The 24,569-nt window shown below is 32.2% G+C and carries 26 protein-coding genes; 15 read left to right on the forward strand and 11 right to left on the reverse strand.

Features of this window, described 5'->3' with window-relative positions; genetic code table 11:
- Positions 1-9: 9 nt before the first annotated feature.
- Positions 10-651: an orotate phosphoribosyltransferase gene (pyrE, locus tag D1818_RS20770; RefSeq protein WP_118461407.1), complete on the reverse strand. Its 642-nt coding sequence runs from the start codon at positions 649-651 to the stop codon at positions 10-12.
- 8 nt (positions 652-659) lie between these two features.
- On the opposite strand from pyrE, the gene D1818_RS20775 reads away from it, so the two are divergent.
- The 4 genes from D1818_RS20775 (at position 660) to D1818_RS20790 (ending at position 2,967) form a co-directional block, all read left to right on the forward strand.
- Positions 660-1,268, forward strand: a complete 609-nt coding sequence (locus D1818_RS20775) for an NUDIX hydrolase (protein WP_118461409.1) — start codon at positions 660-662, stop codon at positions 1,266-1,268.
- A gap of 42 nt (positions 1,269-1,310) precedes the next feature.
- Complete coding sequence (locus D1818_RS20780) at positions 1,311-2,324, forward strand: hypothetical protein (RefSeq protein ID WP_147406143.1); 1,014 nt, start codon at positions 1,311-1,313, stop codon at positions 2,322-2,324.
- A 76-nt stretch (positions 2,325-2,400) separates the two neighbouring features.
- Positions 2,401-2,622 (forward strand): hypothetical protein, encoded by a 222-nt coding sequence (locus tag D1818_RS20785; RefSeq protein ID WP_118461413.1) that lies wholly within the window; start codon positions 2,401-2,403, stop codon positions 2,620-2,622.
- Between the two features lie 48 nt (positions 2,623-2,670).
- Positions 2,671-2,967: a hypothetical protein gene (locus D1818_RS20790; RefSeq protein WP_118461415.1), complete on the forward strand. Its 297-nt coding sequence runs from the start codon at positions 2,671-2,673 to the stop codon at positions 2,965-2,967.
- Positions 2,968-2,973: 6 nt separating this feature from the next.
- Here the strand turns inward: D1818_RS20790 and D1818_RS20795 are convergent, their stop codons facing one another.
- Positions 2,974-4,719 (reverse strand): M14 family metallopeptidase, encoded by a 1,746-nt coding sequence (locus D1818_RS20795; protein WP_118461417.1) that lies wholly within the window; start codon positions 4,717-4,719, stop codon positions 2,974-2,976.
- Positions 4,720-4,870: 151 nt separating this feature from the next.
- Between D1818_RS20795 and D1818_RS20800 the strand changes: the two genes are divergently transcribed.
- The 5 genes from D1818_RS20800 (at position 4,871) to D1818_RS20820 (ending at position 10,357) form a co-directional block, all read left to right on the forward strand.
- Positions 4,871-6,514, forward strand: a complete 1,644-nt coding sequence (locus D1818_RS20800) for a SulP family inorganic anion transporter (protein WP_118461419.1) — start codon at positions 4,871-4,873, stop codon at positions 6,512-6,514.
- 256 nt (positions 6,515-6,770) lie between these two features.
- Positions 6,771-7,964: an SMP-30/gluconolactonase/LRE family protein gene (locus tag D1818_RS20805; RefSeq protein ID WP_118461421.1), complete on the forward strand. Its 1,194-nt coding sequence runs from the start codon at positions 6,771-6,773 to the stop codon at positions 7,962-7,964.
- 50 nt (positions 7,965-8,014) lie between these two features.
- The gene (locus D1818_RS20810; protein ID WP_118461423.1) at positions 8,015-8,758 is read left to right on the forward strand and encodes a prolipoprotein diacylglyceryl transferase family protein; all 744 of its coding nucleotides are present in this window, start codon (positions 8,015-8,017) and stop codon (positions 8,756-8,758) included.
- Positions 8,748-10,142, forward strand: a complete 1,395-nt coding sequence (locus D1818_RS20815; RefSeq protein WP_118461426.1) for a radical SAM protein — start codon at positions 8,748-8,750, stop codon at positions 10,140-10,142. The genes D1818_RS20810 and D1818_RS20815 overlap by 11 nt, the downstream gene beginning before the upstream one ends.
- A complete protein-coding gene (locus D1818_RS20820; protein ID WP_118461428.1) occupies positions 10,139-10,357 on the forward strand; it encodes a hypothetical protein in 219 nt (72 codons plus the stop codon). Before D1818_RS20815 ends, D1818_RS20820 begins: the two co-directional genes overlap by 4 nt.
- Here D1818_RS20820 and D1818_RS20825 read toward each other — a convergent pair.
- The 8 genes from D1818_RS20825 to D1818_RS20860 all read right to left on the reverse strand — a co-directional run bounded on the left by D1818_RS20825 (position 10,354) and on the right by D1818_RS20860 (position 17,354).
- Positions 10,354-11,175 (reverse strand): class I SAM-dependent methyltransferase, encoded by an 822-nt coding sequence (locus D1818_RS20825; RefSeq protein ID WP_118461430.1) that lies wholly within the window; start codon positions 11,173-11,175, stop codon positions 10,354-10,356. The two genes, D1818_RS20820 and D1818_RS20825, sit on opposite strands and share 4 nt — an antisense overlap.
- A gap of 146 nt (positions 11,176-11,321) precedes the next feature.
- A complete protein-coding gene (locus D1818_RS20830; protein WP_118461432.1) occupies positions 11,322-11,669 on the reverse strand; it encodes a hypothetical protein in 348 nt (115 codons plus the stop codon).
- Between the two features lie 341 nt (positions 11,670-12,010).
- Positions 12,011-13,204 carry a DUF1501 domain-containing protein gene (locus D1818_RS20835; RefSeq protein WP_118461434.1) on the reverse strand — a complete coding sequence of 398 codons (1,194 nt, stop codon included), beginning with the start codon at positions 13,202-13,204 and terminating at the stop codon, positions 12,011-12,013.
- Between the two features lie 12 nt (positions 13,205-13,216).
- Positions 13,217-14,614 carry a DUF1800 family protein gene (locus D1818_RS20840; RefSeq protein ID WP_118461436.1) on the reverse strand — a complete coding sequence of 466 codons (1,398 nt, stop codon included), beginning with the start codon at positions 14,612-14,614 and terminating at the stop codon, positions 13,217-13,219.
- Between the two features lie 55 nt (positions 14,615-14,669).
- Positions 14,670-15,062 (reverse strand): VOC family protein, encoded by a 393-nt coding sequence (locus tag D1818_RS20845; protein WP_118461438.1) that lies wholly within the window; start codon positions 15,060-15,062, stop codon positions 14,670-14,672.
- A gap of 2 nt (positions 15,063-15,064) precedes the next feature.
- Positions 15,065-15,799 (reverse strand): hypothetical protein, encoded by a 735-nt coding sequence (locus tag D1818_RS20850; protein ID WP_118461440.1) that lies wholly within the window; start codon positions 15,797-15,799, stop codon positions 15,065-15,067.
- 28 nt (positions 15,800-15,827) lie between these two features.
- Positions 15,828-16,289, reverse strand: a complete 462-nt coding sequence (gene coaD / locus D1818_RS20855; RefSeq protein ID WP_118461442.1) for a pantetheine-phosphate adenylyltransferase — start codon at positions 16,287-16,289, stop codon at positions 15,828-15,830.
- An 81-nt stretch (positions 16,290-16,370) separates the two neighbouring features.
- Positions 16,371-17,354 (reverse strand): D-alanine--D-alanine ligase, encoded by a 984-nt coding sequence (locus tag D1818_RS20860; RefSeq protein WP_118461444.1) that lies wholly within the window; start codon positions 17,352-17,354, stop codon positions 16,371-16,373.
- Positions 17,355-17,448: 94 nt separating this feature from the next.
- Between D1818_RS20860 and D1818_RS20865 the strand changes: the two genes are divergently transcribed.
- The 5 genes from D1818_RS20865 (at position 17,449) to D1818_RS20885 (ending at position 21,953) form a co-directional block, all read left to right on the forward strand.
- The gene (locus D1818_RS20865; protein WP_118461446.1) at positions 17,449-18,027 is read left to right on the forward strand and encodes a PASTA domain-containing protein; all 579 of its coding nucleotides are present in this window, start codon (positions 17,449-17,451) and stop codon (positions 18,025-18,027) included.
- Positions 18,028-18,052: 25 nt separating this feature from the next.
- Positions 18,053-19,099: an RluA family pseudouridine synthase gene (locus tag D1818_RS20870; protein ID WP_233558566.1), complete on the forward strand. Its 1,047-nt coding sequence runs from the start codon at positions 18,053-18,055 to the stop codon at positions 19,097-19,099.
- Between the two features lie 172 nt (positions 19,100-19,271).
- On the forward strand, positions 19,272-20,219 hold the full coding sequence (locus tag D1818_RS20875; RefSeq protein ID WP_120752455.1) for an AraC family transcriptional regulator: 948 nt from the start codon (positions 19,272-19,274) through the stop codon (positions 20,217-20,219).
- 89 nt (positions 20,220-20,308) lie between these two features.
- Positions 20,309-21,637 (forward strand): amidohydrolase family protein, encoded by a 1,329-nt coding sequence (locus tag D1818_RS20880; RefSeq protein WP_118461451.1) that lies wholly within the window; start codon positions 20,309-20,311, stop codon positions 21,635-21,637.
- 124 nt (positions 21,638-21,761) lie between these two features.
- On the forward strand, positions 21,762-21,953 hold the full coding sequence (locus D1818_RS20885) for a cold-shock protein (RefSeq protein WP_027392365.1): 192 nt from the start codon (positions 21,762-21,764) through the stop codon (positions 21,951-21,953).
- A gap of 80 nt (positions 21,954-22,033) precedes the next feature.
- Here D1818_RS20885 and D1818_RS20890 read toward each other — a convergent pair whose 3' ends face one another.
- Positions 22,034-23,395, reverse strand: a complete 1,362-nt coding sequence (locus D1818_RS20890) for a glycoside hydrolase family 71/99-like protein (protein ID WP_118461453.1) — start codon at positions 23,393-23,395, stop codon at positions 22,034-22,036.
- A 333-nt stretch (positions 23,396-23,728) separates the two neighbouring features.
- Here D1818_RS20890 and yaaA point away from each other — a divergent pair, with 333 nt between their 5' ends.
- Positions 23,729-24,490 carry a peroxide stress protein YaaA gene (yaaA, locus tag D1818_RS20895; RefSeq protein ID WP_118461455.1) on the forward strand — a complete coding sequence of 254 codons (762 nt, stop codon included), beginning with the start codon at positions 23,729-23,731 and terminating at the stop codon, positions 24,488-24,490.
- Positions 24,491-24,569 lie beyond the last annotated feature (79 nt).

Here is a 24,569-nt window from a genome sequence, read left to right on the forward strand (position 1 = left end):
ATTAAAAATTTATTGATTCCACTCTGCTGGATTAATTCTCCAGTTTTGTAGCGTTTTTTGTTGCTCTTCTGTAATATAATTAGTGTCTAATGCTTGTTCCAGAAGATTTTCATAATTACTTAAAGTGTGCAAAGATAATGCCGCTTCTTCAAAGTTTTTTGAAGCAATATCAAAACCGTAATTAAAAATTGCGACCATCCCTTTTACATTTGCATTAGCTTCATTCAAAGCTTTAACTGCATTAAGACTGCTTTTTCCAGTGCTTATAAGATCTTCTACTACAACTACATTTTTTCCAGAAGGTACAATTCCTTCTATTTGGTTTTTTCTTCCGTGTTTTTTTGCTTCTGGCCGAACATAAATAAATGGTAGGTTTAGTTGCTCAGCTACAAGCATTCCGATGCCAATCGCACCAGTAGCTACACCAGCTATTACATCGGGTTTGCCATATTTTTCTTCGATAAATTTAGCGAGGTTCTCTCTTAAAAAGTTACGAATAACTGGATATGAGAGGGTAACACGATTATCACAATAGATTGGAGATTTCCATCCTGAAGCCCAAGTAAAAGGTTCTTGCGGTTGTAATTTAATTGCATTAATTTGCAATAATAGTTCAGCAGTTTTTTTTGCTGTATTTTTATCAAAAATCATAGTTGCAAATGTATAAAGTTTTTGTGAATAATACGCCTATTATTCTATCTACAAAAAAGGGAATTGAAGATTATGAAACAATTCATATCAAAGAAGTAGAATTTCCTAAAATTATCAGAAATATTTTGCGAAAAGAAGATGAAGGTGTAGAAGCAAAATATCATTTCTATCATAAAATTGAGGATAAACTTTTAGAGCATTTGTATGCTAAATTACCAGTTGTGGTCGCAGGAGGAGGAAAGGTGTATAATGCTGATAAAGAAATTTTATTTATTAAGCGTAATGGTAAATGGGATTTACCAAAAGGTAAAGTAGAGAAAAAGGAGCATTTAGAAACTGCCGCAATCCGCGAGGTAGAGGAGGAGACTGGAGTTACAGGGTTAGAAATCACCAAGTTTTTATATAAAACGTTTCACGTTTTTAAGAGAAATGGAGAATTTCGATTAAAAGTTACCTACTGGTTTGAAATGATTACAGAGTTTGATGGCGAATTGGTGCCTCAGAAAAATGAAGGAATTACCAAGGTGAAATGGAAAAATAGGAAAAAAGCAAAAAAAGCATTAACGAATTCTTATGCGAATATAAAAAAGCTTTTTTCACACGATTATTTGTCTTAGAATGCAATTTACATTTAGTATATACTATTTAATAAACTTATAGTGAAATCATATTTAATAATATTCCTTTTATTGGTTGGCAGTATGTATGCTCAGTCGCATAAGGAATATCCTCCAGTAATTGAAGATTTCAATAAGGATAAGGTCTTGGATACGTTATATTCTTTTTATGAAAGCGGAAGTACATTTGGTGGAACTGATGTTAAAATTGTGAATGGTAAAACTGCTGAAGTCTATGAATTTAGCGACTACAGTTGTTATTGCCAGATGAAATCAGTGTATTTGGTGCCATCAATATTGAATAAGCCAGAAAATCAACCCTTCTTATCGGTTATCCAAAAGAGATTGTTTCCTGTGATTAAAAAAAATCCAGACCCTTCACTTCAATGGATTATTAATGGGTATTCTTCAAACCAAAAGCTTTCACAAAATGAATATTTTAATTTAATCATTCACCCTAAAATTCATTGGAGTACTAAAAAAATTAAAATACCTGAAGAGAATTATAGTCTTATTCTAGAAGGAGATGAACTGGATATATTTCAGAATGAAGAAGATTCGTTATCCCTAGGAGATCGTGGAAAAGCATTTTTGAGATATTGTGGTAGATGTTTATTGTACAATAAACCTTCGCCAGAGTTAGTAGCCAATACTGATACCTATAAAGTATATAAAACTTCTCACGGGATATTTGTGGAAAAAGAAGGGCTACAAAAATGGGTTCTTGTAAATGATATCGGTTTAACAGGAAGTCCTGAAAAATTAAGATGGGATTCCATCATACAGGTTGTGTTAATAGATAGGTATCTAATTGTTCAATTTTCTGGAGCCCCTGACGTATTTGATAACATTTTTGTTACTAATATAGAAACTGGTGTGGTGGGAAGATTGAAACATGTATTTAGACGAAATGTAAAAGATTATGGTTCGGAATTAGTAAGAGGCGATATGATACGATATAATGATGAAAATGATGAAGAAGAAGCATCTTTTTTTGTGAAATATGAAGACGTTTTCAATGAGCTGGAAAATCTTTCTAAAGCTCTGAAAAATTAAATAGGTTGTTCTTTTGAATATTTCAGACCATAATATATCAGAAAAAAGAATTTTTGTCATTTAACATTTAAAAATAATGAGGTTAATTATAAAAATACTTTTCTTTCTGTTTATTGTTCTTACTACTCAGGGTATGCCAGCACAGCGAGCAGGCCAAAAAATTTCCGATTCAGGTTATTTTTCAGGACCGGGATATAGTAGAATAGAGATTGTAATAGAACGAACAGGGCGCTATTGCAAAATTAGTGTCTTTACAGATGGCAGAGGACAATATTACCGTGCAGAAACCGAAAAATGAAGAAGTACTCTTGAAGCTTCTCAAACCAAAGAAGATTCTATCAAATTAATGAAGAAAGCTCCAAAGGATATGATTACTAGGAATACTTACGAATTGACGGTTGAGGAGTATGAAAATATAGTTAAAGCAATTACTAGTATCGATTCTTCGAAGATTTATGAAAATATTGGAATGGCTTTTCGTGATGGTTACCACTGTGAGATTGAGTATGGTAATTCTTTTAATAGTATAAAATATAAATTACACTCTCCTGGATATAAAGGTGAAAACAGAAGTCCAAATTTCTCTAAAGCCTGTAGATTGATTTTAGAAGCAGCATTTATTAAACCAAGAAAAGTATTGTAGTTGTATTTACTTCAGAATCCTGTAAACAGGATACCTCATATGTGCTTTCTCATAGTTGTTAGATTGCTTATGAATCCAATCCAATTGCTTATACCAGTTTTTGGCAAAAGCAGTATCTTTTTTCTTTTCTTCGAACTTTTGTTCCAGATTTCGGTCATTTTTTAAGAGTTCCAACGCTTTATCCTCCCAAACATATGGAGAAAACCCTTCTTTTTGTTGTAGAATAGTGTCGAAGAAATTCCAATTAAAAAATGAATCAGGAGCTTCTGGCTCCAATGTCTCTACTAAATATCTAAATCCTTTTTGATTCGTAGGAATGATTAAATCTCCTTTTTTAAAAACTATTTCTTCAACGTTCTTATTAACGGTTGTTGCATAATGTAAATAGTGACCTTCATAAGGCGTTTTTCGGCTTTTGTAATCATTAATGTGATATACTTCTACGGATATAGTCGAATCTTTTTCTAAGGTTTTGTATGTTATTTTATTTAGATCTAATTTCTCTATTATATTCCACCAGCCTTTGGGGATTATATAAGAAGCGGGAATTGTTATTTGGGAAGTAGGAGAGAAGTAGTTTCGATATCGAATTTCTCTAGTATATGGTTTGTTTTGATCATACTTTAATCGTTTCGCTCCTGTAATTTCGCTATCTATATACTCGCCTTCATATCCTTTAAAATTGAATTTAGTGACTTTGGTTGTATCTACTTTCCAGTTTACCGAATATGTTTTCTGTTTTGGTAAATCAATAAAAGTCTGCTCGCGAAGTGATCTAATTTTTTTACCATCTTTTTCTGTAATGTCGATCATGGACTTCATTAGTTCATAGGTACCTTCTACTCTTGGCTTGTAAGGTTTTAGCATATGAGTTTCAACCATCATTCCTAAAGTATTCCATAAAGTTGTATATCCAGTAGAATATCTAGGAGAATCCATAAACTGCGTCCAGCCTTTATCGGGAGTAGTTCCCCAAACATTTACATAAGGTGTAATATCCCAATTTTTATTAGTTAGAGATGCTTCGAGTTGTGGATGCATTTCGGTATTTAGATAATCACCAAGTTTACCATTTAATTTATTATGTTGTGTAAACAAATGGGTTAACGTATATTGATAATCAGCTCCATTACTTACGTGATTGTCAATAAAAACATCAGGTTGTACTAAATGAAAAATCTTAGCAAAGGTTTGAGCATTTTTTGTGTCATTTTTTATAAAATCGCGATTCAGATCATAATTACGAGCATTTCCTCTGAAACCATATGCTTTAGGGCCATTTTGATTAGTTCGAGTACCTGTATTACGATTTAATGCACCGCCAATGTTGTAGACAGGAATAGCTGTTATGACCGTGTTTTTTGGCGCTTCAATAGTTCCTTTAGCAATATCTCTAAAAAGTAGCATTGTTGCGTCAATACCATCGCTTTCTCCAGGATGAATTCCATTATTGATTAGTAGAATACGTTTGGTTTTACGAATTTTTTCAAAATCAAACTCTTTATCAGGGTTAAGAGTAATTATATGTAAAGGATTGCCACTATCAGTCAAGCCAATTTCTTGAATATTGATTTCTGGATATGCTTCAGAAAGATTTTTATAATAAGTAATCACTTCTGTATACGTTGGTGTTTCAGTGCCGTTACTTTTTTCGAAAATAGTGGTGAAATCTATATTTTCAGTAGATTTTTTTTCCGAAATATTGCAGGAAAAAATCATTAGTAAGCTGATAGTGAGAAGTGTAATTCGCATAGGTGATATGTGTAAGGGCTAAATATACTAAGTTTTATGATTTTTAAAACTCCTATAACGTTTTAGTTTGTATGATGTGTAGAATAGCAATTGAATTTACTTGTCAGGCCATAAAATAACTGTATTTTTGCAGCCTCAAAATAGACTGATTATGACTGAGTTTGTAAGAAAAAGAGTGGCAAATGCCAAAAATGATATTTTATCTGGTTTAACTGTTGCTTTGGCTTTAGTTCCTGAAGCGGTGGCTTTTGCTTTTGTTGCAGGAGTAGATCCTTTGGTTGGATTATATGCAGCATTTATGATTGGATTGATCACTTCTATTTTCGGAGGACGTCCAGGTATGATTTCTGGAGCAACTGGTGCATTGGCAGTAGTAATGGTAAGTCTTGTGGCAGAAGGAAATGCAATGGGGGCAGAGGGAGAACAATTAGGATTGTATTATCTCTTTGCAACAGTAATCTTAATGGGTGTTATCCAAATGCTAGCAGGTGTTTTTAAGCTTGGTAAGTTCGTGCGTTTGATACCACATCCAGTGATGATGGGATTTGTTAACGGTTTAGCGATTGTAATTTTTCTTTCTCAGTTAGGTATGTTTCCGGATATGGTGTCTGAAGATGTTTCCTTTTGGGGAGATATGGGTACTTGGTTTAGTGAGTTTTTTACTAGTTTGACAACAAATGGTTCTATATGGATTATGCTTGGGTTTGTGTTGTTAACCATGTTGATAATGTGGGGCTTACCTAAAATTAAAGCTACGGCAAAGTTGCCAGAAGCGTTAATTGCTATTTTGATAGTTTCTGCAATAGTAATTCTCGGTAAATTGGATGCGGCTACTGTAGGTAGTTTTATTAGAGATGGTGGAGGAGAAGGTCTTAAAGGTGGTTTGCCGCAATTTCAATTCGATATTTTTAATAAAGTGCCAATGAATTGGGAGACATTGTATTTTATAGGACCTTATGCGATAATTCTAGCTGCAATTGGTTTGATAGAATCATTAATGACATTAAATCTAATAGATGAATTAACAGAGACGCGTGGAAACTCTAATAGAGAATGTCTAGCCCAAGGAGGTGCAAATATTGTGACAGGTCTTTTTGGTGGAATGGGAGGTTGTGCAATGATTGGGCAATCCATTATTAATATCAAAGGTGGTGGACGTACGCGTTTATCTGGGATTGTAGCTGCGGTGACATTATTGATGTTTATATTGTTTGCATCCGGATTAATCGAGCAAGTTCCTATTGCCGCATTGGTCGGAGTGATGTTTATGGTAGTGATTGGTACGTTTGCCTGGTCTAGTTTTAGAATATTGAATAAAATTCCTTTAACGGATGCTATTGTTTTGATTTCGGTTTCTTTACTAACTGTATTTTTTGATTTGGCAGTAGCGGTAATTGCAGGAGTAATTATGTCAGCACTGGCTTTTGCCTGGGAAAACGCTAAGAAAATCCGCGCAAGAAAACATATTAAAGAAGATGGTACGAAAGTATATGAAATCTGGGGGCCTTTGTTCTTCGGAAGTATACAAGCTTTTAATGCTAAATTTGATGTGGCTAATGATCCTGAGAATGTAGAAATTGATTTTATGGAATCGCGTGTAAGCGATCATTCTGCGCTAGAAGCTATTTTTAATCTTGTTGGTAAATATGAAGAAGCTGGTAAAAAAGTTCGTGTAAAACACCTGAGCGAAGAATGTCAGGCGTTGATGATTAAAGCTTCTCCTAGATTAGCTAGTGTTATAGAGCATGATATTGATGATCCAAGATATCACGTTATGGCTAAAGTTATGAAATAAATGATATCCTAAAAGACAATTATATCGTATTGTTTTATGCTTTCTCGAAAAGCCTCTTCTGACTTTTAGCTTAAAATTAAGATTTGGGATTAGCTCTATTTCAATTTTTAAAATAAGTCGAAAAATACTTTTCTTATTATCTTTTTTTAGATTGAAAACTTATGAAGCTTTGATCGGATGTTTTTTTGTTCATAAGTAATAATAGAAGCTTTATATAGTTATAGTTTGAGTAGTAACCAACTTAACTTAAGGATTCATGAGAAAAATAATATCTATTTACTTTTTATTAGCTATTTTTTTTGTTAGTACAACTCTTAAAGCACAGGTGACCAACATAAGTGTTGGAGAATCTTTTCAGTTTATAGAAGGCCCAGTTTGGGATGGAGAAGAATTTATTTACTTCACAGATATTCCGAATAATACAATTGTAAAATACTCTGTAGTTCAAAATACATTTTCTGCTATTACTACAAACTCTAATCGAGGAAATGGATTGATGTTTAATGCAGATAAGAATCTTGTTGTTTGTGAAGGGAGTGCCGGTAGAATTACCGAGCGTAGTATTAATGGAGATATCATAAATACTATTGTTTCAGAATATGACAATGTTCGTTTTAATAGCCCTAATGATCTTTGTATAGATGCTAGAGGTGGGATATATTTTACGGATCCAACTTTTGGGAGTACAGAATTTCAGCCTAACAATAGTGTGTATTATTTAAATTCAGAAGGAGTAACTACTCGACTTATTGATGATATGCAAAAGCCAAACGGAATTCTACTTTCTAATGATGGAAATATACTTTATATCAATGATACATTCAGTGACGAGATAAGAGCATATGATGTACAGGAAGATGGAAGTCTAGTTAATCAAAGAGTTTTTGGAAAGCTCATAATTCCTGCTAATAACGGAACAAATACAGGTGCTGATGGTATGGCTACTGATGTAGAGGGGAACTTATATGTAACGAGTACAGAAGGAGTACAGGTGTTTGATAAAGATGGAAATCGGACTCGGGTTATAAGTGTACCTGAAAAAACAACTAATTGCACATTTGGAGGAGTAGATAAAAAAACACTTTTTATTACTGCAGAAAAGAATTTGTATACGATTCCACTGGATGTTATGGGTTTTCAGCATCCTTTTGATTTACCTGATTTTATGATATTGTCTATTGATGATATCGATGGAACTCACGCCGATACATTGTTTTTTCCTAATCCAGTAATTAACAATACGGTAATTATTAAAAGCACCAATTTTGACTTTAGTAATACGACTTTTATGTTATATAACCTCAATGGTAAAAAAGTTTCAGAACCTGATTTTTATGTCGGGAATAACTCCCAAATACTTAAATTTGATGATGCTTTATCAAGAGGTGTATATATACTTAAAATGGAAGGAAATCATCCATCAATTACCAAAAAAATTGTTTTAGAGTAAGTTAGATGTATATCTCTTGATGTCAATTTTTTTAATAAAAACACTAATAAATGGATATTCCTTTTGAGCCTGTAGTTTTTGGTATTAAAGTGAATATCCATTTGGTTTTAGAATATGCTGCTTTTTTTGTTGGGTTTCGGTATTATCTAGTTTTAAAAAAGAATACGACAGACTCAATATCTTCTTCTAATAGGTTGTCAATAATTATAGGAGCAGTATTCGGAGCATTTTTGGGATCCAGGATTATTGGTTTTTTAGAAAATCCCTCCTTTTTATCATTTAACCTAGAATATCTAGTACAGCTGCTAAGTGCTAAAACTATCATGGGTGGTCTTTTTGGAGGCTTGCTTGGGGTTGAGTTAGCCAAGAAAATAATTGGAGAAAAAAAATCGTCTGGTGACTTATTTACATTTCCTATTATACTTGGAATTATTATAGGAAGAGTAGGTTGTTTTTTGGCTGGAATCAAAGAGTTTACTTATGGAAAAGAGACATCTTCTTTTTTAGGAATGGATTTGGGAGATGGTTTATTAAGATATCCAATCGCACTTTTCGAATTGATATTTCTAATACTATTATGGGTTGTTTTAAAACGATATCAAAGTAAACTCTATTCAGCATCTGGTTTGCTTTTTAGGTATTTTATGATTTCTTATTTTTTGTTTCGTTTTTTGATAGAGTTTTTAAAACCAAATACTTTTTTCGTTTTAGGACTTAGTAGTATTCAGTATTTATGTATCTTATGCTTGATTTACTACCAAAAAACTATCCGAAAATTCTTTTATGCCAACTAGAAATTATACGTACTACGATTTTACATTAAGTTTATGTCCTACCTGTCTTAAAAGAATTGACGCTAAAATTGTTTTTGAAGATGACAAGGTTTTTATGCTAAAACGATGTCCAGAACACGGCAGATCAAAAGTGTTGATAGCTGATGATATCGAATATTATAAGAATATCAGGAATTATAACAAACCTTCAGAATTTCCTTATAAATTCAACATGGCTACCGATTATGGATGTCCATATGATTGTGGATTATGTCCTGATCATGAACAGCATTCCTGTTTATCTATTATCGAAGTTACGGATAGATGTAACTTGACCTGTCCTACGTGTTATGCATCTTCATCACCTCATTATGGCAGACATAGAACACTGGATGAAATAAAGAAAATGTTGGACACTATTGTCGAAAATGAGAAAGAACCCGATGTGGTTCAGATTAGTGGTGGTGAGCCAACAATACATCCTCAATTTTTTGAGATACTTGATTATGCAAAACAATTACCCATTCGGCATCTAATGGTGAATACAAATGGAGTCAGAATTGCTAAGGATCTAAAATTTGTGGAACGATTAGCAGGATATATGCCGGATTTTGAAATCTACTTGCAATTTGATTCATTAAAAGCAGAGGTTTTAGAAAAATTGAGAGGAGAAGATCTTACTAAGGTAAGAAAGAGCGCAATCGAAAACTTAAACCAGTTTAATCTCTCTACCACGCTAGTAGTTACCTTAGAAAAAGGATTGAATGATGAAGAGATAGGAGAAATTATCACTTTTGCTACTAAGCAGAAATGTGTAAGAGGAGTAACGCTCCAGCCTACGCAAATTGCTGGTCGATTAGAAGATTTTGATACACAAGAAAATAGAATTACGTTAACAGAAGTTCGTAGAAAAATACTGGAACAATTTCCTGTTTTTGAATCTGATGATTTGATTCCTGTACCATGCAATCCAGATGCTTTGGTAATGGGATATGCATTAAAGAACGAAGATGGTATTATTCCTTTAACTCGCTATATTAATCCTGCTGATTTATTAGATAATGGTAAGAATACTATTGTTTATGAACAAGATACCGAATTGCACGGTAAAATGTTAGAATTGTTTAGCACAGGGAATTCTGTAGATGTAGCCTCAGAGAATCTTAAATCTATTATGTGTTGTTTGCCAGAGATTGATGCACCAGATCTAGGGTATGATAATTTATTTAGAATTATTATCATGCAATTCATTGATGCGTATAATTTTGATGTAAGGGCTATTAAAAAATCGTGTGTTCATATAGTGAATAAGGATTATAAAATTATCCCTTTTGAGACTATGAATCTTTTTTATAGAGATGATAAAAAAGAATATCTGGAACAATTAAGAAAAGAAACGGTATGATTGTAAATTCAATTTTATTAGAAGTGGGAAATCTCGATGGGTTGATTTATTTGATATTATTAGTATTGTTAGGTCCTCCTATATTTTTAGCACTTATAGGACTAATTCTTTTTAGAACTAAAAACCGCAAAGCAGGAAAAGTCTTTTTTATTCTTGCAGGGGTCTATCTTGTAGTTGGATTAGGAATTTGTGGAGCATTAATAAGTCAAAATTAATCTCTTTCTAGAAGGTACATGTGTTCATTAAGAATTTCATTTTTATCATTGATGTCAAATTCTGAAGCATACGTTTTTGCTAGACTATATTCATCAACATGCTCTTTTAAGGCGTATCCATCTATGTTTTGATAATATGAATTGGGTATGGTTTGATGAGAAAAAGAATCGTTTGTATCATTATTACTATCAAAATAATGAAGTAGTCTCTTGTAAACTTTGGTGTTTTCTATTTCAGGAAGATACGATACACTTCCTACTATATCACCTGGTTGTTGTAAGCCTTTGAAAACCTTGAATAATTTTTTCGTTGTTTGTTGATCCAAAAAGAATAATACTCCTTCTAATAATATAAAAACAGGCGCTTTTTTTATAAGCGGTTTTAACGACTTTACGATTTCTTCTTCCGAAAGAGTGTTAAAATCTAATGATACGTATAGTATATCACGATTGGGTAACTTCTCTTCCTGAATCCATTGATCTATTTTTTCCTTTTTATAATCAATAATATCTTTTTTATCAATCTCAATAGTTGAAACATTATCATCCATCAAGAATTGATACATACTAAAACCAGATCCAAAATTAATCAAAGTTCCATCTTTATTACTATCGAAAAAATATTTCATGCTTTCATAAAAAAATCTATTCCTAAGACTATGCATAATTGCTTCATGTACAGAAACATTTTCTAGAATTTCAGGAATCAAATTATCGGTAGAAGGATTGTTCCAAAGTTTAGCATATATATCTTTACTAACATCTTCATGCTGTGATCTATATGTAGATACTACAAAGGCAGTTTCGTGGATTTGCATACTATTAGAATCGATTGATTTATAAAATTATCAAAAATATTCTATTAAGTATTGATGGTTTTGTTATTTTTTAAAAGTGAGCATAAAAAAACACCGCTATTCCAAGCAAGAAAAAAGCGGTGTTTATAACATATTTATGTTAAAAATTATGGCAATAATCCAGTAATTTGTGTGGTATCAGTAATTATGCTGTCTTTTTCTTTTTTATCATTACTTGCTAATCTAGTACTTTCTTTACTGTCTATAGTAAATCCATTCTTGATCATCAATTCTTTATAAAAGTCAGTTTTGGTTGCAGTAGTTGTAGTAACTGTTTTGGTTTTTTTGATTTTAATGTCAAAATTATTAACAGCGATCAAAGTTTCATAAAAATCAATCTTAGTATTCTTAACATTATTAGATTCCTCTTTAGTAGTTTCTGTAAAAGTCGTTTCTTGAGCATTTACATTAGAGAAAGAAAATAAAATGATAATCGTAAGAATAATAGTTTTCATAATTTTTGGGGCTTAATGAAGTTATTACTTGATCTGTAGCAAATTTACAATCAAACACTTATGAAAAAAAACGATTTGTAATGTTTTAGATGAAGCGATATTTTATATCGATAAACAACACATATTTTACGGTTTAACCGTATTTTTTAGTATTGTTTTTTGTCCGTTTTTGTACTTTTTGTTGACTTATAGTCCTTTAAGCTTAAGGATTTACGTCAGAAATTGATTTATTTCTAAAGAAATAGATATTGTATATAATAATGGGTAATGTGTATCTTGTAATCGGTGGACTACAGGTGATAGTAAAAGTTTTGTTTACTAATATTACTTCAATGAAATTATTATATAAACGTTAGTTTTTTAAAATTTCTATTCAGAATATTCTCATCATCAACTTTTAGCCAATCACCTATTATCGTTGCGTATATACTCCTGAAATCTACACTGTACTTGATATCCCCGTTAGTATCTAGATTGGATAAGTTGGGTAATTCATTATACACGCCGGCTTTTTTAAGAGAACCGCTTATAGCAAGTACATTATTAGCTGCGCCATGATCCGTTCCGCGACTTCCATTTTGTTTTACCCTACGACCAAACTCAGAAAAAGTTAGTATCAGAGTGTCTTTAAATCTATTATTCTTTTTTAAATCTTTTACTAAGGCGCCAACAGCTTCAGAATATATTCCTAATAATCTATCTTGACTATTCACTTGATTAACATGACTATCAAAACCACCTAGCGAACTATAGAAAACTCTAGTTTTTAATCCAGAAACAATGAAATCAGCAATAGTTTTTAGATTTTTCGCAAATGGTGACTGTGGGTATTCGGTATTGGTTTTATATATTTTAGAAGTTTCATAGATGTAGGATGCAGATGAATACGTTTCAAGCATTGTCTTGTATAGATACCCTTGATTATCTTCGTCTAACATGTCTTTATGAGTGTTGTCTACAAGCTTATTAAAAAAGGGTTCTCTCGTAGTTCTGTATAATTGGTTAGGATCAGAAACAGCTATGCCGTTCATTTGATTTCCCTTCATAGCAAGAGATAGTGAGTTATCTACTTCTATTGCTTGATACGGATGCTGGCAACTAGCATCGAGATATCTGCCTACCCAACCAGTAGATAAATACTGGTTAGTATCACTAGCCGTTTGCCAGATGTCCGTACTCCTGAAATGTGATCTGTTTGGATTTGGATATCCTACATTGTTAATAATAGATACTTCGCCTTGATCATACAAGTCTTTTATTGCTCTTAAGTTATCATTAAAAGCTAGGTCGTTTGTTATTTTTAAGGTTTGCGTTGCTTTTTTAGAAATTGTTGGTCTTAAACTGTGATATATGTCATTACTAATTGGGATAATGCTATTTAAACCATCATTTCCTCCAGATAGTTGTATGATAATTACATTTTTATATCCAGATAATTGATCAGGTGTTAAAAATTCCATCCCTTTCAGAAATGAAGGGACTAATGCCATTCCCGAGGCAAAAACGGATTGTTTTAAAAAATCTCTTCTGTCCATAATCTTAAAGTTTTAGCAAAGTTGGTATTCAGGTAAGCTCATTAATTCAATAATGAAGTTTTTGGTGTCAGACGAATCAAGCTTTTTTATAATAGTGCTCGCTCCATTAGATGGCTTAGGTTGGATTATAAAATTCACTAGTTCCTTTTTATCTCTTTGTTCCAGAGAAGTAAGGAACCTTTCCCAATTTGGTGTAGCTTTTACTTTTTTCTCAATCTGAGATTTCATCTTTTTATAAAATTGTTGTCTCATCATCATCGTAGCTTCTTCGTCCGTTTCATTATGCCACTCGATCACTCCATTGTTTAAGGTTACCGATGCCAATTTCATTCTTAACATTAATGTAGAATTATCGATCCATGACCTTCCGCCTGGCCAGCCTGCTACATTAGGAGGAAGGAAAAGTGTTTGATTTAGTTTACGCTGCAGATAAAGGAGAACTTTCGGATCTTTATATACTACCTGAAATGGCTTGCTTAATCCTACTATCAATTCTATAGGAGATTTTATTTTGATTCCAACGTTTTGAGATTCATAAAACCAATTGCTCATGAATATCCTTCGCATTAAGGTTTCCAGACTATAATTAGATTCGTAAAAAGTAGTTGCTAATTCTTCAATATGTTTTGGATTTATTTTTTCGTTTACAAAATATCGATAGATCTTTTCTGTGATGTATCTGGCGGTTTGTTTTTGATCCAGAAGAATTTTAATAACATCTTCTCCAGTAAAATTTCCGGATTTTCCTAAAACTGTTTTAGATTCATAATCGTGTTGGTTTTTTCTAAAAACAAAAGAACCAGATTTATTAAAATTCCAACCCGTAAAGGCTCTTGCTGCTTCTTTGATATCTTTTTCTGTATATCCATTATCTCTGCCAAGTGTGAAAAGCTCCATGACCTCACGAGCGAAGTTTTCGTTTGGACTATTTTTTCGATTTTGTCTATTGTTAAGAAACAATAACATTGCAGGAGATTTTGAGACTTCCATTAACATATCTCCAAAGTTTCCTAATGCGTTTTTTCTAATAACATTATTGAGGTGAAGACTCGCTCTTGGAGTTTTTAGTCTAACAGCAAAATGATCATGAAAAAATAAAGTCATCTTTTCTCTTAGTACCTGTTTTGTTTCGGTAAGTTGTTTTATCCAAAGCACATTAAGTTCTAACATCTTTTGATTGCGAAGTTTTCGTAATTCTTTTCGTTCCTCGCGAGATAAGTCTTTTTGATTTTTAAGTAAACTACCAAAATCAAGTGCTAATGGAGTTTCTAGCTTACTTTCATAAAACAAACGATCTACAATCTGTTGTTTAGAAAGTCTCCTAACAGATTTTAATTCTGATGAAGAAATTCCGAAACCAGTTCTCCAATAAAGATGTTGTATCTGTTTATCCGATAAAGAAGTACTCATAATCACAGGCTTTGTCTATAGGACTGTAATTTCGGAAAAAGGTTTAATAAGAGTTTTAATTTTTATGCTCTATGAGATCCCATTTATTACCATATAGATCTTCAAAAACAACGACTGTTCCATAGATTTCTTCTCTAGGTTCTTCAAGAAAAGATACGTCATTAGATTTCATGTCATTATAATCTCTCCAAAAATCATCGGTATGTAGAAATAAGAAAACTCTACCACCTGTTTGATTTCCAATCGCTTTTTTCTGTTCTAAAGTGGCAGCTTCTGCCAATAGAATTATAGTTTCAGAACTATTACAAGGAGCTATGGTAACCCAACGTTTTTTATCACTTAGTTTAGTGTCTTCAATAAGTTTGAAGTTAAGCTTGTCTAAATAATAATGAATAGCTTCATCATAGTTTTTAACAACTAGTGTAATAGCTCCAATACCTCTTTTCATTATTAATTACAGGTTATTTCGCTCAAAACGGCAGTTTCATTTATAGCGTCATTTTGGGCTACATTTTCAGCGAAAAGAACAAATCTATCAAGTGCGTGAAAATTAGATCTCGCAGAAACCTCCATGGTATATATTCCAGGTGTATCAAATTGAACAAAAATATCGTGTGCATCATTATCACTTGTGGAGGATTGCCATTTCCATTGATCTGCAGCACCGCTTTTATAAATTTTAAACCAACCATCTTTACTAGAACCATTAGGAGTAGGAGATTGGCCGGTATCTGCGGGATATACAATACTTTCTCCTTTTTTACCATAAAAACTAGAAGCATCTGCAAATCGCAACCAAGAGTCATTATGCTCAGATCCGGATGTGCCATTAGTTACTCTAGATCTCCAGATAAACCTGTAAGTACCTTGATTGTTGATTTTTATTTTATAAGTAAGCAGCCCATTACCTGGAGTATTTGTAGATTGATCTCCAGTCCAAACCAGATAGTTTGTACCTAGAAACCCGGCAATTGTGTTTTCTTTTATCCAATCATTATGATCTGAAATACTTTCAAATTCTACAGCAATCAATCCATCTTTTTCTTCATAAATAGCAGTATTAGCATCCTGACATGCTACAGGATTAATATCATTACCAGTTGTGTCATCACTACTACAAGAGTAAAATATTGTGATAATAGAAAAGATTAGTATTAATTTAAAGAGGCTAGGTATAGATTGCATAAGTATAATTTTTGGGGTTTGACGAATTCTATATTTTTTTTACTCTCACTGTATCAGGAACTAATCCCGTGTAATCACCATTATTTCTGATAACATCACGAACAATGGATGATGAAATATAACTTTTTCCTGATGAGGTAAGTAGAAAAACTGTTTCTATTTCTGTTAGTTTTCTATTTGTATGAGCAATAGCTTTTTCAAATTCGAAATCTCCGGGATTTCTAAGTCCTCGCAGAATGAAATTAGCATTCTGTTGTTTACAGAAATCTACGGTAAGTCCCTTGTAGGTCATTACCTTTACTTTTGGTTCGCCTTTAAAAGCTTCTTCGATGAAATGTTTCCGTTCTTCCAAAGAGAACATGTATTTTTTTTCGGCATTAACACCGATTGCTAATATAACTTCGTCAAAAAGAGTCAATCCTCTTTCGATAATATCATAATGTCCTAAAGTAATTGGATCAAATGAACCTGGAAAAACAGCTCTTCTCATAAGTGATTTGTGATAGTTTATATAAAGATAGGTAAAGTTACGAAGTAAAAAATTAGTTTTATATCTAATTTAGGATGTCAACTATTTATCCGCTTTTATTGCTTCTTCAATAGTATTGGTTAATAATTCTGGCAAACTAATACCTGCAGCAATTGCTTGTTGAGGTAAAATACTAGCTTCGCTAAATCCTGGGTTAGTGTTCATTTCTACAAAATGAGGTTCTCCATTATGAAAAATATATTCGCTTCTAGAGAAACCTTTCATTTTAAGTATCTGATATATTTTTAAAGCGAGATTTTTAACCTTTTCCTTATCTACCTCACTAAGTCTGGCAGGCGTTATCTCTTGTGATTTCCCCAAATATTTAGCTTCGTAATCAAAGAATTCATTTTCAGAAACAATTTCAGTAATTGGTAATACTAGGTCTTCTCCTTTATAAGTAATTACGCCTACAGAAACTTCTGTTCCACTTAGAAAAGATTCTATGATAATCTCATTATCTTCTTTGTAGGCTAAATCAATGGCAGGTAGCAGTTCTTCTATGGTCTTAACTTTAGAAACTCCATAACTACTGCCAGCTTTGTTAGCTTTGACAAAACAAGGCAAACCTACAGTATTGATTATAGATTCGGTCTGTATTACATCCCCTTTATTTAAGAAATAATTTTTGGCAGTTGGAATTCCGTATGGTTTTAGAGTACTAATACAATCTCTTTTATTAAAAGTAAGCGCAGCCTGATAAAAATCACAAGCAGTTTGTGGAATCCCGATTAATTCAAAATATGCCTGTAACAAACCATCTTCTCCCGGAGTGCCGTGAACAATATTAAAGGCAGCATCAAAATTGATTTTGGAACCATCAAGAAATAGTGAAAAATCATTTTTGTCTACATTGGTTTTTTGATCATTGTCATCAACATAAAACCAGGAATCTTTAGTAATATGAATGCGATAAGGTTGGTATAAATTTTTATCCAGATGCTTGTATACTACGTTTCCACTTTGGATAGAAATATCAAATTCACTAGAGTAACCTCCCATAAGGATGGCAATATTCTTCTTCATCGAGTACTGTTTACAAACAAAAATATCATTTATCTCACAACAAAAGCTAAAAAGTTTCCGTTTTTATATCTTTGCCGAAACTATCAACCGATACATGGATTTTATAAAAGGCCTTTTGAGATTTATTTGGAGTAAAACATTTCTTATTCAACTTGTAATTGCAATAGCAATGACTGTAATATTATGTTATGTCGCATTAAAGTGGCTGGATAGTTCTACGAACCACGATCAGAGAATTGTAGTACCAAGCTTGAGTAAGAAGACATTGGATGAAGTGAAAACACTTTTAGAGTCTAAGGATTTGAGATATGAAGTTCAGGATTCTGCTAATTTTAATCCAGATTTTCCTAGATATTCTGTTATAGAACAAAATCCCGTTGCTGGTAATATGGTCAAAGAAAATAGAAAGATCTATGTTACGCTAAATCCATCTGGCTATCGGAAGATTGAGGTCCCTAATGTGATTCGAAAGACAAGAAGACAAGTAGAGCCAAGACTTGTAGCTCTTGGGTTTAAGATAGGTTCGATTACTTTTAAGCCGGATCCATCAGATCAGGTGCTTGAGCTTAGATACAAAGGAAAAGCATTAAAGCCAGGAGATAAAATAATGAAAACTTCCACTATCGATCTGGTAGTTGGTGATGAGAGTGGAAACCTAAGACTTTCCCAATAAAACTAATATCATAAATAAAATACTTTTGGAAGAGAATCCGGATATTGAACATTTAGGACCTAATGAAGATGATTTATATGAACATCATCGGTTCGTGGCCGGAGCGGGACAGGTTCCTCTTCGTGTAGACAAATTCTTAATGAATTTTGTTGAAAATGCTACACGAAATAAAATACAACAAGCCGCCAAAGAGGGAAGTGTTTTTGTTAATGATGTGGCGGTAAAGTCAAATCATAAGGTAAAACCAAATGATGTTGTTCGGGTTTTGTTTTCGCATCCTCCATATGAAAATTTATTGACCCCAGAAGATATTCCCTTAGATATTGTATACGAAGATGATGTGCTGTTGGTAGTAAATAAACCTGCAGGGATGGTAGTGCATCCAGGTCACGGAAATTATTCAGGTACTTTAATTAATGCTTTAATCTATCATTTTGATAACCTTCCGAACAACAGTAGCGATCGTCCAGGATTGGTGCATCGTATAGATAAAGACACAAGCGGATTATTGGTAATTGCCAAAACTGAAGAGGCTATGACGCACTTAGCAAAGCAGTTTTTTGATAAAACATCAGAACGCGAATACGTTGCAATTGCTTGGGGTAATATGAACGAAGATGAAGGAACCATTGAAGGTAATATAGGACGTCACCCTAAGAATAGATTACAGAATACTGTTTTCGAAGGAGATGATGCTGATAAAGGAAAACCAGCAGTTACACATTATAAAGTCATAGAACGTTTAGGATATGTAACCTTAGTTTCTTGCAAATTAGAAACAGGAAGAACGCATCAGATTCGTGTGCATATGAAACATATAGGTCACACATTATTTAATGATGAGCGCTATGGAGGAGAAAAGATTCTTAAAGGAACCACTTTTACTAAATATAAACAGTTTGTAGAGAATTGTTTTAAAGTCCTGCCAAGACAGGCTTTACACGCTAGGACTTTAGGGTTTGTACATCCTATAACTGGTGAGAAAATGCATTTTGAAACTTCTGTGCCTGACGATATGGAACAATGCGTTGAGCGTTGGAGAAATTATGCTAAGAATCAATTAGATGTATAGTATATCGGATTTCAAATAAAGAAATGAAAATATATCTTTTGTAGAAATTTTTACCCTAATAGGAATTGTTCACGGATTCGTTTTAGGGCTTATCATTCTGTTTTCTAGGTTTTTTAAAAATAAAGATAATTCTTATCTAGGATATACCCTTGTGGTATTATCCATTATAGGAATGAATAACTGGTTTTGGGATTTGGGAAGAAACCCAATAATCATTTCGATTTTAGACCTTTTTCTATGGCAGTTTTTATATCCTGTAACATTGTTTGTTTTTTTCTTAAAGAAAGTTAAGCATCCATTTGTAGAAACTAAGAAAAGTACACTTCTCTATATCCCATTTGTTATACTTAGTGTTGTCAATATTCTAATCTCTTTGGATACCATATTTAGTGTATATGAAATGATCTTTTTATACAAAGAAGAAGTTATATTTTACTTCTATAAGATAGTCAGTATCTCTTCAATTGTTTTTCCGGTTGTTTTAATGCTTTTTTCTGCCAAGTATATTTTTTATACAAAAACAAAAATTGCTATTAAGTGGATTAAATGGATTTGGATATTTATATCTTTTTTAGAGCTTTATGGGATTGTTTTAGAAGGACAGCGTTTTCTATATGGATCTAAGATGTCATTGACATTTTTATGGATTGCAGTTTCAGTTTTTATGTACTGGTTAATTTATAAAGGACTATATCAATTTAAATTGTCTAATGAGCAATACGAGGTGAGGCAGCTTCTCAATCGTTCAACGAAAGATATAAGACCTCCAATAAAGAAAGATACTAATCCATATATAGATCAGTTGATGACCCTTATACAACAAGAACATATTCATCATAATCCTGATTTAAGTAGGGATTTGGTTGCAAAAAGATTAGGAATAAGTAGTGGTTATTTGTCTCAGCAAATAAATACCAATTGTGATATGAATTTTTCTGAGTTTATTAATCATTATAGAGTAAATGATATAAAACAGATGATTCTTGATCCAGAGTTCGATAAATATAGTTTATTAGCTATCGGTATGGAAGCTGGGTTTAAATCCAAAACAACTTTTTATACTGCTTTCAAAAAAGAAACAGGAATGTCTCCAAATACATTCAAGAAAGAACAAAAATAGGTTCGGATTTATCAGAGTCTTACAATCCCGAACATTATAAATAATCGCTTTTACTAGGTTTGACACTGTTAACGATAAAATCATACCAGATGTTTAAATTTAGTAAACCCCTTATTTCTTGCATTGTATTAGTAATCAGTTTCACTTCATTATTTAGTCAACATAAAAGTTTTGCTTTTGAAAACGTAAATGTTGTTCCAATGAATAGGGAAGTAGTATTATATAATCAACGAGTGATTATTATAGACGGAAAAATATCTAAAATTGAACCTGTTTCAGAAAAAAGAACTAAAGATATTGATAGCATAATCAATGCTAAGGATAAGTATCTAATTCCTGGTTTAGCAGAAATGCATTATCATTTAGAAAATGATGCAGAAAATGAATTTAAGTTATTAATAGCTAATGGTGTTACTACAGCTAGAAACATGGCAGAATATGATGGGCAGGATCAAATAAAAATTAGAGAGCAAGCCAATAATAACCAAATATTAGCTCCTTATTATGTAACATCGGGCCCATATCTTAAAGCAGAAGATTTGCAAACAATTCCTGATGTTCTAAATGTAGTTAAGAAGCATCAAGATAGAGGATATGATTTTCTGAAAATTGCAGATAACTTACCAAAAGAAATATATCTGAAACTTCTGGAAGAGACGACAAAACATAATATTCCTGTTATCGGACATGGTCAAAGAAAGCTGCCATTGGAATATTCCTTAAAAATGAAATCAATCGCGCATATAGAAGAGTTCATGAATATTTTTAGTTCTGAACAAAAAGAAGATACCGTCTACCTTAAGCAAGCCGCGATTAAAATAAAGAAAAGTGGTGTTTATGTTTCACCCACTCTGGGTATTTTTGAGATGATTAGTCGATACGCTGACGATGAGAAGTTCGAGATTTTGAAAAAAAGTGATGAAATAAAATATCTTCCAGAAAAATACGCAGCTTATTGTATGTCTGATAGTACTCATTATAGAACAAATTCTTGGTTTACGGCTCCAGAATCCTTGATTAGATTACAAGAAGAGTTACAATGGCAAAAAAAATTTACTAAGATATTGAGTAAAGAAAAAGTACCATTGTTAGCGGGAAGTGATACGTATGGATTGTTTTTACCTGGTTTCTCATTGCATAGAGAATTAGAGTTGATATGTAATGCAGGATTATCACCTTATGAGACCTTAAGGACGGCAACGGTAAACCCTGCTAACTATTTAAATAGAGTGTCAAGCGGTACTATTGCTGAAGGGAAATCAGCAGATCTGGTATTATTGAATAAAAATCCATTACAGGACATACAAAATACTAAGACCATTGAAGGAGTAATGCTTAAAGGAAAATGGATGAACAGAAAAAAACTTAATTTGATGCTCAAAGAAGTTGAATATGAAGTAAAAAAAGTAAAAAAATAATTCGTAAAGTGGTGTTATGATTACAAAGTATTCAATATTAAATAAACGTTACTAAAAACTTTATTTTTAAATAAATGGGGATTGCTCAGGAAATAATATTATCTTCGCCCTTTAATTATTTACAATGAACAAAGGAACAGTAAAATTTTTTAATGACTCCAAAGGATTTGGATTCATCACAGAAGAAGGATCAAACAAAGATCATTTTGTACACATTTCAGGCTTAATCGACGAAGTTCGTGAAGGTGACGAAGTAGAGTTTGAACTTAAAGAAGGTAAAAAAGGAATGAACGCGGTAAACGTGAAAGTATTATAATATACATATTGACTTTTTTAAAACATAAGCCCGTCTTTATAGACGGGCTTTTTTTATTGAAAATTTCGTCTTATAAATTTTTATAGAAATCGATTAACTGCCTTTATTATTTTATCAGCACGTTTTAGATTTTGATTTTTAATGTATTTATAAGTTCTGTCAAGATACTTTTGCGCTATAGTGTTATCCTGAAATTTTTTTCGAGTTTGATATAATTCTAGAGCAACATTTAGATCACTAGCAGTGTATTCTACGCCCGTGTATTGTTGTAAAAGTTGTAAGTATATAAAGCCGAATTCTTGAGTAGGTTCAATCATGGTACCTTCCCCAAAATCATTCCAAGTGATTATTTGAATAAAATCAGATAATTCATGATGAGTGTAATTTAATGTTTCCGCAAAAGTTTGCCCTTGATTGTGATTGATACTCCAAGAATTTATACCCTGTAACCAATCACCTTCTTCATAATAACTTTTAAAACCAGGATATGAGGATCCTACGGTGATCATATTTTGTATATCATAAGTATTATAATAATGCTCGTGTGCGTTTAAATGATCTTGAGCTACCCATAAAAATTCGCCGGTTGCATTTTGACCAACTAGATTGTTAGAAGCCCATAATGTTAAAAAGTCTGGTCTATCGTTTACAGGTAATACACTAAAAATAGAGTCCCATTCCTGTTGTGTTGTAATGTGATGTGGACCAAATACAAACAGAAGATTTTTATCATTATATTTGATATAGTTCGGACTCGAAAAGTATGTGTCATTAATGTATTGTAGATCTTCTTGAGCAGCTTCTATAATACTTGATGACAACTGTTGATCATAAGCTTGCATTGCCACTCTATCTTCATACATAATAGAAAAATCAAAATCTAAATCTTCTAATGTGTTTATAAAACTTTCAGTTGCACTTTTTATATTTTCATAATCATGAAGATCACGATTGCCATACCAGTCGAATATAACCCCATCAACACCGGCTAATTTCATCATTAAAAAATGATATTCCTGTAAGTGAGGGTCACTAGAAGAATACGGTCCAATTATCGGATAGTAATAAGAAGCTATTTCTCTTTTTCCGTTCATATCGATATTCTCGGGATTTTTATTAGTCATAGTCCAATGTTGTCCCCAGTAGCCATCAAAATCCTTGCTCTGAAACCAGGGCATGTAATGAATATATACTTTTTTAGGGTTTTCTTTTTTCACATTCATTCCAGATATATCTTTGATGTAATCTTTTTTTACTCGTTCTATTATGTCTAATTCTTCATTAAGTACTTTTTGAAGTTGTGCATCCGTATATGTAGTATCCTGAATTTTTTGTGAAGTGATAATTTCTATTTCTTTTCTTGGGAGTTGATCTTTTTCGCAAGAGTAAAAGAAAACTATAAAAATAATAGCACTAAATTTAATTGTAAATCGTAGTTTCATGTCATATAAAATTATTTATTATTAAATCAATTTTAGTGAGTTGTGAAGATTTAATAGTGAAGAACTGATTATATTTTTAATCAGATTTATATGACAATTATGAAGTTTTTAATGACTATGTTACGTTAATAACGTTGTAAAGCTAGGGGATTTTTTCTGTTAAAAAAAATATAATTAAGTTTTTGTTGTAATTAATTGACTTTTTTGAGTAAAAATATATTCTAATATTCACCAGAATAGAACATTCCAATACTCGAATAGATAAGAATTACGCAAGTTGATTTTATTTGTCAAGACACTATTGTATTTTTGGGAAAATAAAAAGTTACCTGAATGAAAATTGTAGTATCTCCAGCAAAGTCATTAGATTTTGAAACCTCGTTACCAACAGAAAAATATACAGAGCCATCTTTCTTAGACGAAGCAGAAAAACTAAATACTGTGCTTCAAAAAAAGACTCCTAAGAAACTTTCTGATTTGATGAGTATTAGTGATAATCTCGCACAACTAAATTGGCAGCGTAATCAAGATTGGCAACTTCCTTTTACATCAGAAAATGCTAGGCCCGCTATTTATGCTTTTAAAGGAGATGTATATATTGGATTAGATAGCTATACAATTCCAGAAGATAAGTTGGATATACTGCAGGATAAACTAAGAATACTTTCTGGGTTATATGGAATTTTAAAACCATTAGATTTAATGCAGCCTTATCGGTTAGAGATGGGAACAAAACTTAAAGTGGGGCGAAAGAATAATTTGTATGAGTTTTGGAAAAAGCAGGTAACCGAGCAGTTAAATCAAGAACTTCAAGATGATGAGTTATTTGTGAACTTGGCAAGTAACGAATACTTCAGTGTAATTGATAAAAAGACATTAAAAGTTCCGATTATTACTCCGCAATTTAAAGATTGGAAAGGTGATAAATTAAAGATGATTAGTTTCTTTGCAAAAAAAGCAAGAGGTATGATGGTGCGTTATATCATTGATACCGGCGCGGAAACAATAGATGATCTAAAGGGATTCAATTATGAGGGCTATGGCTTTAGCGAAGAACATACTACTAAACCAAATGAACTGGTTTTTGTTAGATAAAGTTTAGACGATCCCTTAATTGCCTCTGTAAGTATCACTAATAGTTTATCTAATTTCTAAATGTATCTAATTTTAGTAT

Source organism: Aquimarina sp. BL5 (genome assembly GCF_003443675.1).
Classification (GTDB): domain Bacteria; phylum Bacteroidota; class Bacteroidia; order Flavobacteriales; family Flavobacteriaceae; genus Aquimarina.